Below are 14,118 nucleotides of genomic sequence, written 5' to 3'. Positions count from 1 at the left end.
AAAAGTTTATTTTTTATAAATCAGCTGTACAAGCCCGGACGGATAGGTAATACTATCTGAAAGTTGTAGTGTTTTTCGTTCGTCTAAATTTTTAAACATGGGTATGCCACGTCCCAACAGGATTGGGTGTATAGCCAGCATCATTTCGTCAACCAGATCCTCCTGGATCAATGGGTGTATGATCTCACTTCCGCCAAAGAGCCAGATATTTTTACCTTTTTTAGTCTTCAGCGATCTGACAAAGTCAGGAATATCCTCCGATGTCAACACAACATTTTGATAAGGAGTTTCCTTCTCCGTTCGCGTAAATACATAGTTGGTAAATTCAGGATAAGGAGGCCCATACTTCGTCACAATCCGGTATGATTTCCCGCCCATGAGCGTGGCATCAACAGAGTTGAGGAACTCGGTCATTCCGTAGTCGTCGTCAGTAAAACACCAGTCATATTCGCCGTTAGGGCCGGCGATATATCCATCAAGGGATACGGCCAAGTTTAAAACTACTTTTCGCATAGCAAATGAATACGCAAATGAGAAATAATTAGGTGCCTAAGAAGCTAATTAAACTTTATTTTCTCGAAAAATAGCTGCTTGACTTTGTTCTCCAGTGCCATAGCTTTCGGAAAAAGAATCTCGTTCTCGATGCGGGCATGGGTAATTAGACTTTTTTCAAAATCCTTCAATTCATTATATAAAACCTTCACGTGTAGCGGCGCATTGGAATGCAAGGAATAATCCTTGGTTATGTTTCTGATACCTTGCATTTCATCGTCATGCACTTCATGTTCCATCGCGAATTTTTGAACCGAATTCCGTTCGAGTAAAAAATAAAGCTTTGTAGGAATAAATTTCTCTTTGGTGGCTCGTTCGAGTGAATTTATAAAGACAAAAAGTGTATCCTCTTCTTCATAAATATGCTGGATGAAATCCTCTACAAAAAGTGGAAAGACAATTTTTAAATCACGCTCTACAGCACGATAATCATCGTGATTGGCTTTGAAGCTTTCTACTAATCGCGCGATGTAGGGAAGTTTATGTTTAATAAAAAGGAAATGTGAATGCTTCAGGTATTCTATAATAAGATCAATCGGGTATGACATTAAAGGCAGATCTGCTTCGCGTAAATGCGTAGGATCTTCCATTTCCCGGATAACCTGCTCTACCTTTAACCCACATTTTTTGCAAACCTGGGCAAGGGTTAATTCGGAGTAATCAAAAAATCGTATACCGAAGTAATACAGCACATATGCGTGAACATAGTTTTGGTCCACCAGTACAGAAATCCGCGTATCTTTCAGAGCTGTCTTACTCATGTTAAAGGTAAAGATAAATGAAAATTCGGGCTAAGTCAGGCATTGTGGCAGGAAGAGGTTGATTTAATTTTAATGAATGACAAATTATTTGATTCTACACTAAATACGATTAATGGCATGCACTTGGCTTTAGAGTTTACACCTCAACATTTAATTTTACATTTTAGTTATAGCGGAATTAACGGATAGACATGAGCGAACCACAGAATTCAAAATTTCAGATAAGATTACCCCTTGTATTGTGTCTTGGACTTGCTGCCGGTGTATTGGTTGGCGCTGGATTTAATAATCGTAAGGGTACCGGCGAAATAGGTAAGGATGTTCAAAAATTCAGGGATGTGCTCACACAAATTCAAACTGAATATGTTGACACAGTGAACACCAACAGCCTGGTTGACGACGCCATCCAGCACATGCTCAATAAACTGGATCCTCACTCGGCCTATATTCCGGCCAGCGACCGCGTTGCCGCAAATGAGGATTTAAGGGGAAATTTCGATGGAATTGGCGTTGAGTTTAATATTTTCCACGACACAATTGTGGTCGTTTCCGCTTTGAGCGGTGGCCCGTCAGAAGCCCTGGGCATTCAATCGGGAGACAAAATCATTAAAGTGGATGATAAAAACTTAGCCGGAATTGGCGTTACTTCCAATGATGTGATGAAGGCATTAAAAGGCCCAAAAGGAACCGAAGTAAAAGTCACCGTATTGCGAAGAGATCAAGAGATAGATTATAACATTATCCGAGATAAGATTCCTCAGTATTCCGTCGATGTGGCATATATGATCGATGACGAAATTGGGTACATCAAGGTAAACCGGTTTGCCGCCACCACCTTCGACGAATTTCGGGCAGCGCTTTCGAAATTAAAAGAGAAGGGAATGAAAAAAATGGTGCTCGACCTTCAAAGCAATCCAGGAGGCTATATGAACATTGCCATCGATATGGCCGATGATTTCCTTTCATCTGGAAAGAAGATCGTCTTTACACATGGGAAAGAAAAAAAATACGATTCTCAGGCAATTTCAACCTCCAAGGGTGATTTTGAATCAGGCGATTTAATCATACTGATAAATGAAGGGAGTGCTTCAGCATCGGAAATTCTGGCTGGTGCGTTACAAGATAACGACCGGGCATTAATTGTCGGTCGCAGAAGTTTCGGAAAGGGTTTGGTGCAATCTCCTTTCGACTTAAGCGATGGGTCTGAACTCAGACTGACTATTTCTCGCTACTATACGCCTACCGGAAGATCGATCCAAAAGCCTTATGAAGATGGAGATGAATATTCCCGCGACATCCTGAGCCGTTATAACCATGGAGAGTTCTTTCATGCTGATAGTATACATTTTAATGATAGCTTAAAATACACCACGCCAAAGGGTCGTACAGTTTATGGCGGAGGAGGGATCATGCCCGATTACTTTGTCCCGCTTGACACAACACTGACAAGCTACTATTTGAATGAACTTTATACCTCAACGTCCATTCAGGAATATACTTTCGCCTATGGGGAAGCGCATCGAGAAGAACTCATTAAAAAAGGGTTTGATGATTTTCTAAATAAGTTTGTTGTGACGGACAAGATGTTGGAGGAACTCGTGCAAGTAGGAGAACGCAACAAAGTAAAAGCGGACAGAAAAGAACTAAGAAAAAAAGAAAAACTTTTCAAGGTTCACATCAAAGCACAGATCGGTCGCAAACTCTGGAATAATGAAGGTTTTTTCCCTGTCATGAACGAAACCAACGAAATTCTTCAGCATGCAATCAAATTATTCGACCGCATGCCCGCAGAGTTGAACAGAACGGAAATGTAGCCGGAGATTAAGAGTTTATTTTTTTTCTCCGAGAATCCATTTCTCAATGATTTGCGGATACCAGGTGTGCTCTAATTGATGGACTTTCATTGCGATTTGTTCGGGTGTGTCTGTATTTGTTACCTCACATTTACCTTGGAAAAGTACAGGTCCTTCATCGTATTTTTCATTGATTAAATGAATGGTAATTCCTGTTTCTGTCTCATTTGAAGAACGTATCAATTCATGAATCTTCATGCCATACATACCCTTTCCACCATATTTTGGTAACAGCGCCGGATGGATATTGATAATCTTGCCTGGATAGCCTGCAATAAGCGCGGGCGGTACAAGCCACAAAAAGCCAGCGAGAACGATGTGCGTGATCTCATGTTCCTTCAGGGATGAAAGAATGGACGAATGAAATTGCTCGCGATTAAAAACGATCCATGGAATGTTTAATTTTTTTGCACGCTCTAAAACAAACGCGTTGGGATTGTTGCTCAAGATAAGCGCAACTTCTATCGAAGGGTGATTTTTAAAATAGCTAACAATTGCTTCCGCGTTGGTTCCACTGCCAGAAGCAAAAATGGCAATCCGAAATTGTTGAATCATGAGTAGCTCGGCTGTTTATGAGTGCTAAGAGGTCGCAAAGAAAGCAAAGAATTTTATACGCTGATTATTTCTCGACACATTTGAAAATCTCGCTATAAAAAATGCCATCGATAAACCTTGCTACATAAAGGCCATGCTTAAAATTCCTAACATCATAATAACCTTACAGAAAATACTCAGTCGTGTAAAATCTTTTTTCATATCGGCTAGAATGAGACGATAGAGCAACCAAAGCAAGGGAACAAAAAGGAATATCAAATGATATTTAAAAGGAAGTGCGCGATACAGTTGATTTAATAAAATAACAATGGCTGCAAATAGAACGAGAAGGATGTACAGCAATATTTTCGTTTTCCGTATCCCCCAAATGATGGGAAGCGTTTTGCAACCAAATGAATTGTCGCCTCGCAAATCCTCCATGTCTTTTATGATCTCCCGCACAAGTGTCATGAAAAATGCAAACAGGGCGTAAATGATCACTAAAGAATTATTCGTGCGATAAAAAATATCAACAACAATGACCGAAAGGCCAGTAAGAAACGCAACAGTTAAATTCCCAATAAAAGGAAGCCGTTTTAAACTGTTCGAATAAAGCCACAACAAAAAAACAGAAAGAATATTGACAGCTGCAATTTGCCACGATAGATAAAACCCTAATACGATGCCAAAGGCTGATAAAATAATGTGAAATAAAATGGCATAACGCCGGGTAATACTTTTTCCAATCACCACACGCTCGGGTTTGTTGATGTAATCTATCTTAACATCATAATAATCATTGATGACATACCCGCCTGCAGCAATGGAAACCGTGGAGAGCGAAAGCAAAAATAATTTGAAGTCGTTTAAGGTATGCATGGCGATCAAAAAACCCGCCGTGAAATATTGAGTCAATGCGATGATAATAAGATTACCGAACCGGGTAAGCTTAAGCAGCGACTCAATAAATGATCGATTCATAGTACAAAAATAAACTTGATATGCATACCAGATACCCTTCGTGATTGTTAATTGCTAAAGCGCAAATTAGTTTTGATGATTTTGGATTGCCGTTTGTCTTCTTTTTACGATGAAAGAAGTAATGATAAGCGACAATACGCCGAAAAAAATAAACAAGGCGGTTTGCCAACCATGGAAGATGAAAGTGAACGCAACAGCATCGGATAACGGAATCTGATAGAGAAAGAAAAGTCCTTGAGGGACCAACACATGATAGGAACCAGTTCCTCCGGGAAGAGGAGCAGCCATAGCAATAGCACCAATAGCAAATAAACTAAGTACAGCACTAAAATCAAGACGTTCCGTTGCCGGAAAAGCTTTTAGTACAGTGTAGCTCATTGCAAAATACAGTGACCAGACAATGCACGAATACAACACGAATAAGCCTTTATTTTTTAACCTGAAAATAGACAGTATGCCTTCTTTAAAACTGCTCCACGTCTTTTGAATTAGCGTATGGACCTTTTTATTTTTCTTTAGTAACCACAAAAGCAGTGTTACACTGGCACTAATACCAACGAGAATAATAATGATCAACCCTATTTTCGAGTTACCCGAGGTAGTTAAGGGCAACGTTTCGATGAATGCAAATAATTTTTTGGATTCGAATGCGAACGAAATAGCAATAAGCAGAACTAAAAAGAAAAGATCCACCACGCGTTCCACCACAACCGTTCCGAACGACTCAATCACCGGTATTTTATCTAGCTTATATAAATTATAACACCGGGAAATTTCTCCACCTCGCGGAATCACCAGGTTTATTAAATAGCCCACCATCAACGAATGAAAGCTGTGACTGAGTTTTGCATGATACCCGACAGGTTCCAGCAGCATCCTCCAGCGTTCTGCCCGTATAACATGACTGACTAGGGAAAGTACAGCCATAGCGATTAGCCATCCTTTATTAGCATTACCCCATGTACGTTGCAGGTAATCCCATTTGTTTTCCCCTTCAGCAACCTTTAACCCACGTAAAGAAAGATAGATCAGTAAGATTGTGACTCCCAGTATTATTACATATTGTATGAGACTTTTGAGTCTGGGCGACACGCTGATGTGGTTTAATTCAGACGTTAAGGTAACCTATTATCAGGTGTTGGAAAAACGATCCAAGGTTTGAACGTTTTAGCTTTTTCGAATTTCATGGAGGCATACGATACGATGATGACAATGTCTCCGACCTGCGCTTTACGTGCAGCCGGACCGTTAAGACAAACAACACCGGAGCCTCGTTCTCCTTTAATTACATAGGTCTCCAACCGCTCACCATTATTGACGTTCACGATGGTTACCTTTTCACCTGCAATCAGGTTTACGGCATCCATCAAATCCTCATCAATTGTTACACTTCCAACGTAATGTAGCTCGGCCTGCGTAACTTTTGCACGATGAATTTTCGACTTTAATACTTCTATTCTCATCCTGTTATTTCAAAAACATATTGTCAATCAACCGTACATCACCCACATATCCGGCAATGCACAAGATTGGCTTTTCTGCTTCGTTAACGAATTCTAAAACATTTAAGTTTTTGCTGTCTGCAACTTCAAAGTATTCCAACGTTACCCCTGGTACTTTTTTTATCATTTCTTCTACCAGCTTTTTGGCGTCAGTAATCTTTCTTCCCTGCCTCAAATTTTCCTGGGCTGCTAACAATGACTGGTGAAATATCGTTGCTTTCAGCCTTTCCTGCTCATTTAGTCTTAAATTCCGGGAAGACATTGCTAATCCGTCGGCCTCCCGTAAAGTAGGCACGCTATGCAGCGTCAGTCCAAATTTAAGCTCTTCGACAACCTGCTGAATGATCGCAAATTGCTGCCAGTCCTTTTGTCCAAAATATGCGCGATCCGGGTTAACAATATTAAAAAATTTGGAAACGACCAGTGCGACTCCGCTAAAATGACCCGGCCGGAATTTGCCTTCCATCACCTTATCCAGCGCCCCAAAATCAAACTTCAAAGAAGCCTGACCAGTATACATTTCCTCATTTGAAGGACAAAAAACGACATCGCATCCAACTTTTTGAAGGAGTTTGACATCTTCCTCAAGATTGCGGGGATACTTTTGAAGATCTACCGGATTATTGAATTGTGTAGGATTAACATATATAGAGCAAACTGTAAGGGAGTTTTGGCTCTTAGAGGTGTCAATGAGGGATAAGTGGCCATTATGGAGCGCTCCCATCGTAGGAACGAGCCCGATTGTGTCGCCTACCGTGCGAAATTCCTTTAAAAAAGCTTTTAATGGCGCTATCTTTTTGAAAATCTCCATTTTAGGCCATTTTGGCAAAAGGTCGCAAAGATATAGGGAAAACTGAAATCAACTTGAATAAGGGGCGAATTATTTGTATTTTTGTGGCTCGTTTTCCATTCTACATTAAAAATCAAAATTATGTCAAAACTTCGAGTTCTTTATGTAGCCAGTGAAATTAACCCATTTCTACAAACCTCGGAAGTAGCGGACTTTGTGCGCAAGCTTCCGCAAGCGATGCAGGAAAGAGGGATGGAGATAAGGATATTGGTGCCCCGGTTTGGGATCATCAATGAGCGCAAGAACAGGCTGCATGAGGTGGTGAGGCTTTCCGGGATAAACATTGCTGTTGGTGATGAAGAAAAGCCTTTGATTATTAAAGTTGCTTCTATTCCGAATGCTAAGTTGCAGGTGTACTTCATTGATAATGAAGATTATTTTCATCGTAAATCTGTTTTTCACGATAAAGAGAACAATTTTTATGAGGACAATGACGAACGCGCCATCTTCTTCTGTAAAGGAGTAATTGAAACCGTCCGAAAGTTAGGATGGGCACCCGATGTCGTTCATTGCAATGACTGGATCACTAGTTTTATTCCTTTGTATTTAAAAACTACTTACAAGAATGATCCTTTATTTAAAAATGCAAAGACAGTCTTCTCCATTTACAATAATTCTTTCTCCCACAAGTTTAAAGGAGATATAATGGACAAGGTAAAAATGATGGATATTGAAGATAACATGCTCGGCAACTTAAAGTCAGCTGACTTTGAGGGATTTATCAAACTGGGTATGGAATTTTCTGATGCTGTCATCGTTGCTGGTGAAAACAAGAAGTTAGAAGGACTCTTTAAAAAGATCAAAGAAAAGAAAGTAGAGAACTTTGATAACGCCGAAAACTCGACTGAATCGTATTATAATTTTTATAATGAACTTATGGGCTAAGCGCATAGGGCAATTGGTAGCACTGCCAGTTGCCCTATTATTTTTTTTTTCATGCGAAGATGAAGCAAGTCTTCTAGGATATAAGAATCCAAATCCAAAATTCGATGCTACTTATGTTGAGATACCGATTGAGAGCAGCGTTTTGCTCTTAGATTCTCAGCGTACGTCAAATTATGTTTTCGAGAATGAAACCAACAGGTTATTGCTGGGTCAATATCCGGATGAAAAGTTCGGGACCGTCAAAGCCGACGTTTATACGCAGTTTTATGCAATATCTACCACAAAACTTGCAGCCGGCGCTACATTCGATTCTGTAACGCTTACGTTGTCATTGGACTTTTATAACTATGGATCGAAAGACAAAAACACACAGCAAAGTATTTCTGTATATGAACTTGACGGAGATCTGGATTTCGCGAAGAGAAGAAATTATTTTAGTAATTCAGAGATCTTAACAAAGCCAACGCCCCTCGGCGCAAAGGTTTTTTCAGTTAATACCGATAGCCTTGATCACTTTGCCAATAATAATCTTGACAGGTCGGTTACGGTTCGGGTATCCCTGGATCAAGCATTCGGACAACAGATTTTTAACCAGGCATTACGGTGGCGCGACTATGCCACGAATGACGATTCGACCTTTATTGATTTTGAAAGATTTACAGCCCTCTTCAAGGGATTGTCAATCAAATCCGACAATGGCGATAAAATCCTGGGTGTGAGGCCAAACTCTTTTATAAACCTTCATTACCATACGGCTTCCGACGACAGTTTAAATGTGGCGCTCGGATTTGGACTCGTCACCAGTTTTAGCCAGATAAAAGCCGATCATTCAACAAGCAGTCTCACCGGCTTAACCACACCTTCCCAAGATTTTTATCCACCGGATGACTTAAGATACATTGAATCCGGAACCGGAGTTTATACAAAATTAGACTTCGGCAAATTTTTTGAGTTTTGTGATACTGTACCCAATGTGATCATTACTTCGGCAGAATTGTCGGTCGAATCTGTAACGGAATCTACCTTGGCTCCTCCTGCAAGCATGGTACTGAGAATCCTTAATAGCAATAATGAATTGAGAAAAGTTAAAAACCTTAAGGACACACTCGATATCGGTAATTATAATCCCAGGTTTCCTGCGCATACCGGAACGTTGTCATTGGATGACGGGAGTGTCGTAGAGGATGATCTTGCTTTCTATGTAAGAGGAGATCAGGACCCATACATCCGATACTCGTCAACCAAAAAATCATATAGCGGTAACTTTGCATTATTTTTTCAACAATTAAGTTTGGTTAGGGAAGATTTACCTCGTTTTCAATATTTTGTACTCTATCCTTCGTCTCCATCCTCACCGAACACCAAGTCAGTCAATCGGGTTGTTTTTCCAAAAGACAACATCAAGCTTAAGATCTATTATACCAAACCTACTACACCATTAAACTAATTCAATACCTATGTGCGGCATTGTAGCTTATGTTGGCCATCGTCAGGCGCACGATGTTATTATAAAGGGACTTAAAAGACTGGAATATCGGGGTTATGATAGTGCAGGCATTGCATTATTAAACGGTGCCTTATCAGTTTATAAAAAGAAAGGTAAGGTTTCCGACCTTGAAGCTTACTTGCAGGGAAAAAATTTATCCAGTACTATTGGCATGGGCCATACACGGTGGGCTACCCACGGTGAGCCTAGTGATCGAAATGCCCATCCACATTATTCAGCGACCGAAAAACTCGCTATCATTCACAATGGTATCATTGAAAATTATAGCGCACTTAAACTGGAACTGGTCCGGAAGGGCCACACTTTTTTAAGCGATACCGATACTGAAGTTTTTATTCATTTCATTGAAGACATAAAAAAAAATGAACAGTGCTCTCTTGAGGAAGCGGTAAGACTGGCGCTTACAAAAGTTGTTGGTGCGTATGCCATTGTTATCATGTCGTTGGAAGATCCGAATTTATTAATTGCAGCGCGAAAAGGCAGTCCGCTCGTAATAGGTGTAGGGAAGGATGAATTCTTTTTAGCGTCGGATGCTACCCCTATCATTGAATATACCAACGAAGTAGTATATCTGAATGATCAGGAAATTGCTATCATTAAGGATGGCAAGCTAAGCATCAAGAATACCGCGAACCTTCCGCTTACTCCGTATATTGAGACCGTTGACTTGGAACTTGAAGCGATTGAAAAAGGTGGTTTTGAGCATTTTATGCTCAAGGAAATTTTCGAACAACCTCGTTCTATCAGCGATTGTATGCGCGGCCGTTTAAATGCTAGAACCGGCAGATTAGTTTTGGGTGGCCTTGGGGAATATATCAATAAACTTGTAAAAGCCGACCGGATCATGATCATTGCCTGTGGTACGTCATGGCATGCAGGTTTGGTAGCTGAGTATTTCTTTGAAGAATTTTGTCGTATACCCGTAGAGGTAGAATATGCTTCTGAGTTTCGGTATAGAAATCCCGTGATTCGTGAGGGAGATGTGGTAATTGCTATTTCGCAGTCAGGTGAAACAGCAGACACATTGGCGGCTATTGAATTGGCAAAATCCAAGGGCGCGATAATCTTTGGCGTTTGCAATGTAGTGGGATCGTCGATTGCACGAGCTACGCACGCAGGGGCATATACACATGCTGGGCCGGAAATCGGCGTGGCAAGCACAAAAGCATTTACGGCTCAACTCACCGTATTAAGTATGATTGCATTAAGTGTTGCTCAAAAAAATGGCACGATATCCAGTCAGGCCTTCCATTCAATGCTAGTGGAGTTGGAAAATATTCCCGCGAAAGTTGAAAAGGCTCTTAAGCTTAATGATCAGATTGAAAAAATTGCCCACCTCTTTAAAGATGCTCGCAATTTTATTTACCTGGGACGCGGATACAATTTTCCGGTTGCCCTTGAAGGCGCATTAAAACTAAAAGAGATTTCGTACATACATGCCGAAGGATATCCAGCCGCTGAAATGAAGCATGGCCCTATCGCGCTCATTGATGAAGAAATGCCAGTTGTATTCATCGCGACAAAAGACAGCTCTTATGAGAAAGTCGTTTCCAATATTCAAGAGGTAAAGGCGCGTAAAGGAAGGGTAATATCGGTCATCACTGAGGGCGACGATCATATCCCTAAAATGTCGGAGTTTTGTATTGAAGTTCCTGCAGTTCACGAAGCATTAATGCCGTTGGTTTCTGTTATTCCGCTGCAGTTGCTTTCATATCACATCGCGGTGTTGCGTGGCTGTAATGTAGACCAGCCAAGAAATCTTGCGAAATCAGTTACGGTAGAGTAACGGATTTGAAAGCCTTCAATAAATGGAGGTAACTACTTCTCTGGGTTTAAAACAATCTGAACATAATTTTTCATGTCCAGATATTTGTTGGCAGCGCTTTTTACATCAGCTGGCGTGAGCCGCGCAATTCGCTCTTCATAGCTAAGTACATTTTGTAAGTCCGTACCAAGTTCGATACTTTGAAGGAGTTGTCGTGCCCAGAAATTATTTTCTTTAAGATTTACTTCATGCTGCTGCCTCCACGTTTCTTTAACTTTATTTAAGTCCTCGACGGCCGGGCCATTGGCCTTGATTTTTTCAATTTCCTCGAGTGTGGCAGTAATGAGTTTATCTACATTTTCCGGACCACAAGGTAACGATGCGCCTAGTGAAAAATGGTTGTACGGATACTTGTTCAAAGATCCAAACATTCCTCCTCCATAAATTCCTGCCAGATCTTCACGGAGTTTTTCGATGAGTTTAATGTTAAGGACTTCTGTTAATGCCTGTATTTTCAATTGCTCATCAGTGCTATAAGTTGCTTCTCCATTCCAAAACATTCGGATAAAACTCTTTGGCTCCGTTCCCTTGAATATTTCTTTTTTAACGCCCTTTACAGGACGCAAACCCACATCCTTGAATGTAGATTTTTTTGATGAAGATTTGAGGCTCCCTAAATAGGTAGCAAGCAAGGGTTTGATGGTGGCAACATCGAATTTCCCTACCAGCACAAAAGTGAACCCATTGGCGTCTCCGAAACGCTCTTTGTAAATGTTTAAGGCATGCTGGTCATTTATTTTGCTGAAAATTTCGGATTTAGGGACACGGGGTGCCCACGGATGATTTCGATATAAAATTGTCATGACCGAATCCTGGAAAGTGTATTGCGGATCAGAACTCATGTTTTGATACATAGCTTGCTGCTTGGTCACAAATGATTTAAATAACTCAGCATCATACCGGGGTTGTGTGAAATATAGATGTGTGAGTTGCAACATAGTCTCTAAATCGGCAGCGCTGCACTGCCCATTTAACGACTCAGAAATTGTGCCTAGCCTGGGCGTTATGGAAGCACTTTTTCCGGCAAGCACTTTTCTTAGATCGAGCGGAGAAAACTGTCCGATCCCCATTTGCGTCACAATAGTCGATGCATATTCAGCATCCAATCGATCTTTCGGGTCGTACAAATATTGTCCTCCAAATCGCGAGGAAGCTAGGATAATCTGATCGTTTTTAAAGTCGGTAGGCTTGAGCAAAACCTTAACGCCGTTGCTTAAGGTTAATTCTGTTATGTTAAGTTCTTTAATTACTTTTTCGCTGACAATCTTACCAGGTGCAGGTACTTTTTCCATGAGGGAGGTGGCAACGGCATTTTCTTCATAGGCCGTCACTTCAACTTTTGCAGCGTTGTCTGCGATGGTCAATAATTCTTCGTTCGAAGGTATTTTAAATTCAGCCTTCTCCGGTCCGGTGAGTATGACAAGCTTATTTTCAGTATCCGGGGGGATTGTTTTTGCGGCATATTGATTGACTTCCTCCAATGTGATTCCGTCCAGATATTGCTTGTGATAGCTATATTCATTCTCTATTCCTGGAATTGGTTCTTTTTCAAGAAAATTCCTAACATATTCCTGTACCAGATTAGACGATTCCGTTTTATCTCGTTCATTGAATGAACGTTCGATATTTTTCATCAATACTTTTTTGATACGATCAAGTTCAGAAGGTGTAAACCCAAATTTTCTCGCACGTTCATTTTCTTGAATGATAGCATTAATCGCTGGCTCTACACCATCTTTGCCTAAAACAGCGAATGAGCTATAGGCTTCATATCCACGAACGAATTCCCCAAAATTACTGGCGCCATAGAGAAACGGTGGATTTGATTTCTGGGTGAGCTCCTGCAGGCGCTGACTCAGCATGCTTGTGAATATCCGCTCGATGATAAAATCACGATAATCCTTCACCGTAGTTTCTACCTTCCATTTTTTTGTAGTGTAATAGATTTGGACATAGTGATTCGTTGCTTCCTTGTCAGTTGCCACGATGCCTTCTGATTTTTTTCTGGGCATTACTTCACTATCAAGTCTTGGTCTTGGTTGATCCGGATTTTTTAAATGCGCGAAATGTTTCTTGATGTATTGTTCAGCTTCTGCAACCTCCATGTCACCCACAACAATTACAGCCATAAGATCTGGTCGATACCAGTCCTTATAAAATTTTTTAATGGTTTCATAGTTGAAGTTTTTTAACACATCCTCTGTACCAATGGGAAGTCGATCACCATACTTAGAGCCTTCAAATAATTTCGGAAAATATATTTTGCTCATTCTGTCATCTGCACCTTTACCCAGGCGCAGCTCTTCTAAAACAACGCCGCGCTCTTTATCAATCTCGGCGTGATCAAAGGATACAGCACTTGCCCAATCTTCAAGTATTTGAAATCCCTTTTCAATATTTTCTTTTTTTTCTGTAGGAATTGGAAGAATATAAACCGTTTCATCAAAACTTGTGTAAGCGTTCAAGTCTGCGCCAAACTTTACACCAATGGATTGAAGGAAAGAAACGAGATCATTTTTTTGAAAGTTCTTTGACCCATTAAAGGCCATATGTTCTGTGAAATGTGCAAGCCCTCGTTGATCATCATCTTCCAGGATTGATCCGGTGTTCACGACAAGACGCAATTCAACTTTCCTTTCTGGACGTGTATTTTTTTGAATGTAATAAGTGAGCCCGTTTGAAAGTTTGCCAATCTTTACTCTGGGATCTATTGGTAATGGATCGGAAAGATTATGCTGTGCAACTGAACAGACTGTTATTAAAATGAAAAATAAAATGTATAAGAATGAGTTTCGCATAAGCATGGGATTTTGACTGTCGGGATCAAGGATGATGTTATTGATTAGGATGTATTGCAACTACAGCCTG

12 protein-coding genes are annotated in these 14,118 nt (G+C 40.6%); 4 read left to right on the top strand and 8 right to left on the bottom strand.

The genetic code is table 11. The features are described from left to right. Nucleotides 1-6: 6 nt before the first annotated feature. Both P2W71_RS03870 and P2W71_RS03865 read right to left on the bottom strand, forming a co-directional pair. Entirely contained in the window at nt 7-513 is a 507-nt protein-coding gene (locus P2W71_RS03870) for a dihydrofolate reductase family protein (RefSeq protein WP_276367262.1), read from the bottom strand. Nucleotides 514-557: 44 nt separating this feature from the next. Then, on the bottom strand, nt 558-1,313 hold the full coding sequence (locus tag P2W71_RS03865) for a hemerythrin domain-containing protein (RefSeq protein WP_276367259.1): 756 nt from the start codon (nt 1,311-1,313) through the stop codon (nt 558-560). 191 nt (nt 1,314-1,504) lie between these two features. Between P2W71_RS03865 and P2W71_RS03860 the strand changes: the two genes are divergently transcribed. Further along, nucleotides 1,505-3,127 (top strand): S41 family peptidase, encoded by a 1,623-nt coding sequence (locus P2W71_RS03860; RefSeq protein WP_276367255.1) that lies wholly within the window; start codon nt 1,505-1,507, stop codon nt 3,125-3,127. 15 nt (nt 3,128-3,142) lie between these two features. Here the strand turns inward: P2W71_RS03860 and P2W71_RS03855 are convergent, their stop codons facing one another. The 5 genes from P2W71_RS03855 to panC form a co-directional block, all read right to left on the bottom strand. After that, nucleotides 3,143-3,721 (bottom strand): phosphoribosylglycinamide formyltransferase, encoded by a 579-nt coding sequence (locus P2W71_RS03855; RefSeq protein WP_276367252.1) that lies wholly within the window; start codon nt 3,719-3,721, stop codon nt 3,143-3,145. A gap of 120 nt (nt 3,722-3,841) precedes the next feature. Further along, the gene (locus P2W71_RS03850; protein WP_276367250.1) at nt 3,842-4,681 is read right to left on the bottom strand and encodes a geranylgeranylglycerol-phosphate geranylgeranyltransferase; all 840 of its coding nucleotides are present in this window, start codon (nt 4,679-4,681) and stop codon (nt 3,842-3,844) included. Nucleotides 4,682-4,747: 66 nt separating this feature from the next. Beyond that, nucleotides 4,748-5,773: a lysylphosphatidylglycerol synthase transmembrane domain-containing protein gene (locus tag P2W71_RS03845; RefSeq protein WP_276367246.1), complete on the bottom strand. Its 1,026-nt coding sequence runs from the start codon at nt 5,771-5,773 to the stop codon at nt 4,748-4,750. A gap of 23 nt (nt 5,774-5,796) precedes the next feature. After that, complete coding sequence (gene panD / locus P2W71_RS03840; protein ID WP_276367242.1) at nt 5,797-6,144, bottom strand: aspartate 1-decarboxylase; 348 nt, start codon at nt 6,142-6,144, stop codon at nt 5,797-5,799. A gap of 4 nt (nt 6,145-6,148) precedes the next feature. Further along, nucleotides 6,149-6,994 carry a pantoate--beta-alanine ligase gene (gene panC, locus P2W71_RS03835; RefSeq protein ID WP_276367240.1) on the bottom strand — a complete coding sequence of 282 codons (846 nt, stop codon included), beginning with the start codon at nt 6,992-6,994 and terminating at the stop codon, nt 6,149-6,151. 120 nt (nt 6,995-7,114) lie between these two features. Here panC and P2W71_RS03830 point away from each other — a divergent pair, with 120 nt between their 5' ends. Genes P2W71_RS03830 through glmS form a run of 3 tightly spaced genes read left to right on the top strand, consistent with a single transcriptional unit; the run spans nt 7,115 to nt 11,211 of the window. Next, nucleotides 7,115-7,918, top strand: a complete 804-nt coding sequence (locus P2W71_RS03830; RefSeq protein WP_276367238.1) for a glycogen/starch synthase — start codon at nt 7,115-7,117, stop codon at nt 7,916-7,918. Further along, on the top strand, nt 7,902-9,365 hold the full coding sequence (locus tag P2W71_RS03825) for a DUF4270 family protein (RefSeq protein ID WP_276367235.1): 1,464 nt from the start codon (nt 7,902-7,904) through the stop codon (nt 9,363-9,365). Before P2W71_RS03830 ends, P2W71_RS03825 begins: the two co-directional genes overlap by 17 nt. A gap of 10 nt (nt 9,366-9,375) precedes the next feature. Next, complete coding sequence (gene glmS, locus P2W71_RS03820; RefSeq protein WP_276367232.1) at nt 9,376-11,211, top strand: glutamine--fructose-6-phosphate transaminase (isomerizing); 1,836 nt, start codon at nt 9,376-9,378, stop codon at nt 11,209-11,211. 32 nt (nt 11,212-11,243) lie between these two features. Here the strand turns inward: glmS and P2W71_RS03815 are convergent, their stop codons facing one another. Further along, entirely contained in the window at nt 11,244-14,048 is a 2,805-nt protein-coding gene (locus tag P2W71_RS03815) for a M16 family metallopeptidase (protein ID WP_276367230.1), read from the bottom strand. Nucleotides 14,049-14,118 lie beyond the last annotated feature (70 nt).

It is taken from the genome of Chryseolinea sp. H1M3-3 (genome assembly GCF_029360725.1).
In the GTDB taxonomy this organism is placed as follows: domain Bacteria; phylum Bacteroidota; class Bacteroidia; order Cytophagales; family Cyclobacteriaceae; genus Chryseolinea.
Note: the sequence above shows the minus strand (reverse complement) of the source record. Positions and strands in the feature narration are given on the sequence as shown.

Coding starts and splice junctions, on each gene's coding strand:
- panD (WP_276367242.1), bottom strand. CDS start 6,144: ATGAGAATAGAAGTATTAAAGTCGAAAATTCATCGTGCAAAAGTTACG.
- P2W71_RS03870 (WP_276367262.1), bottom strand. CDS start 513: ATGCGAAAAGTAGTTTTAAACTTGGCCGTATCCCTTGATGGATATATC.
- P2W71_RS03855 (WP_276367252.1), bottom strand. CDS start 3,721: ATGATTCAACAATTTCGGATTGCCATTTTTGCTTCTGGCAGTGGAACC.
- P2W71_RS03865 (WP_276367259.1), bottom strand. CDS start 1,313: ATGAGTAAGACAGCTCTGAAAGATACGCGGATTTCTGTACTGGTGGAC.
- P2W71_RS03825 (WP_276367235.1), top strand. CDS start 7,902: ATGAACTTATGGGCTAAGCGCATAGGGCAATTGGTAGCACTGCCAGTT.
- P2W71_RS03860 (WP_276367255.1), top strand. CDS start 1,505: ATGAGCGAACCACAGAATTCAAAATTTCAGATAAGATTACCCCTTGTA.
- P2W71_RS03850 (WP_276367250.1), bottom strand. CDS start 4,681: ATGAATCGATCATTTATTGAGTCGCTGCTTAAGCTTACCCGGTTCGGT.
- P2W71_RS03815 (WP_276367230.1), bottom strand. CDS start 14,048: ATGCGAAACTCATTCTTATACATTTTATTTTTCATTTTAATAACAGTC.
- glmS (WP_276367232.1), top strand. CDS start 9,376: ATGTGCGGCATTGTAGCTTATGTTGGCCATCGTCAGGCGCACGATGTT.
- panC (WP_276367240.1), bottom strand. CDS start 6,994: ATGGAGATTTTCAAAAAGATAGCGCCATTAAAAGCTTTTTTAAAGGAA.
- P2W71_RS03830 (WP_276367238.1), top strand. CDS start 7,115: ATGTCAAAACTTCGAGTTCTTTATGTAGCCAGTGAAATTAACCCATTT.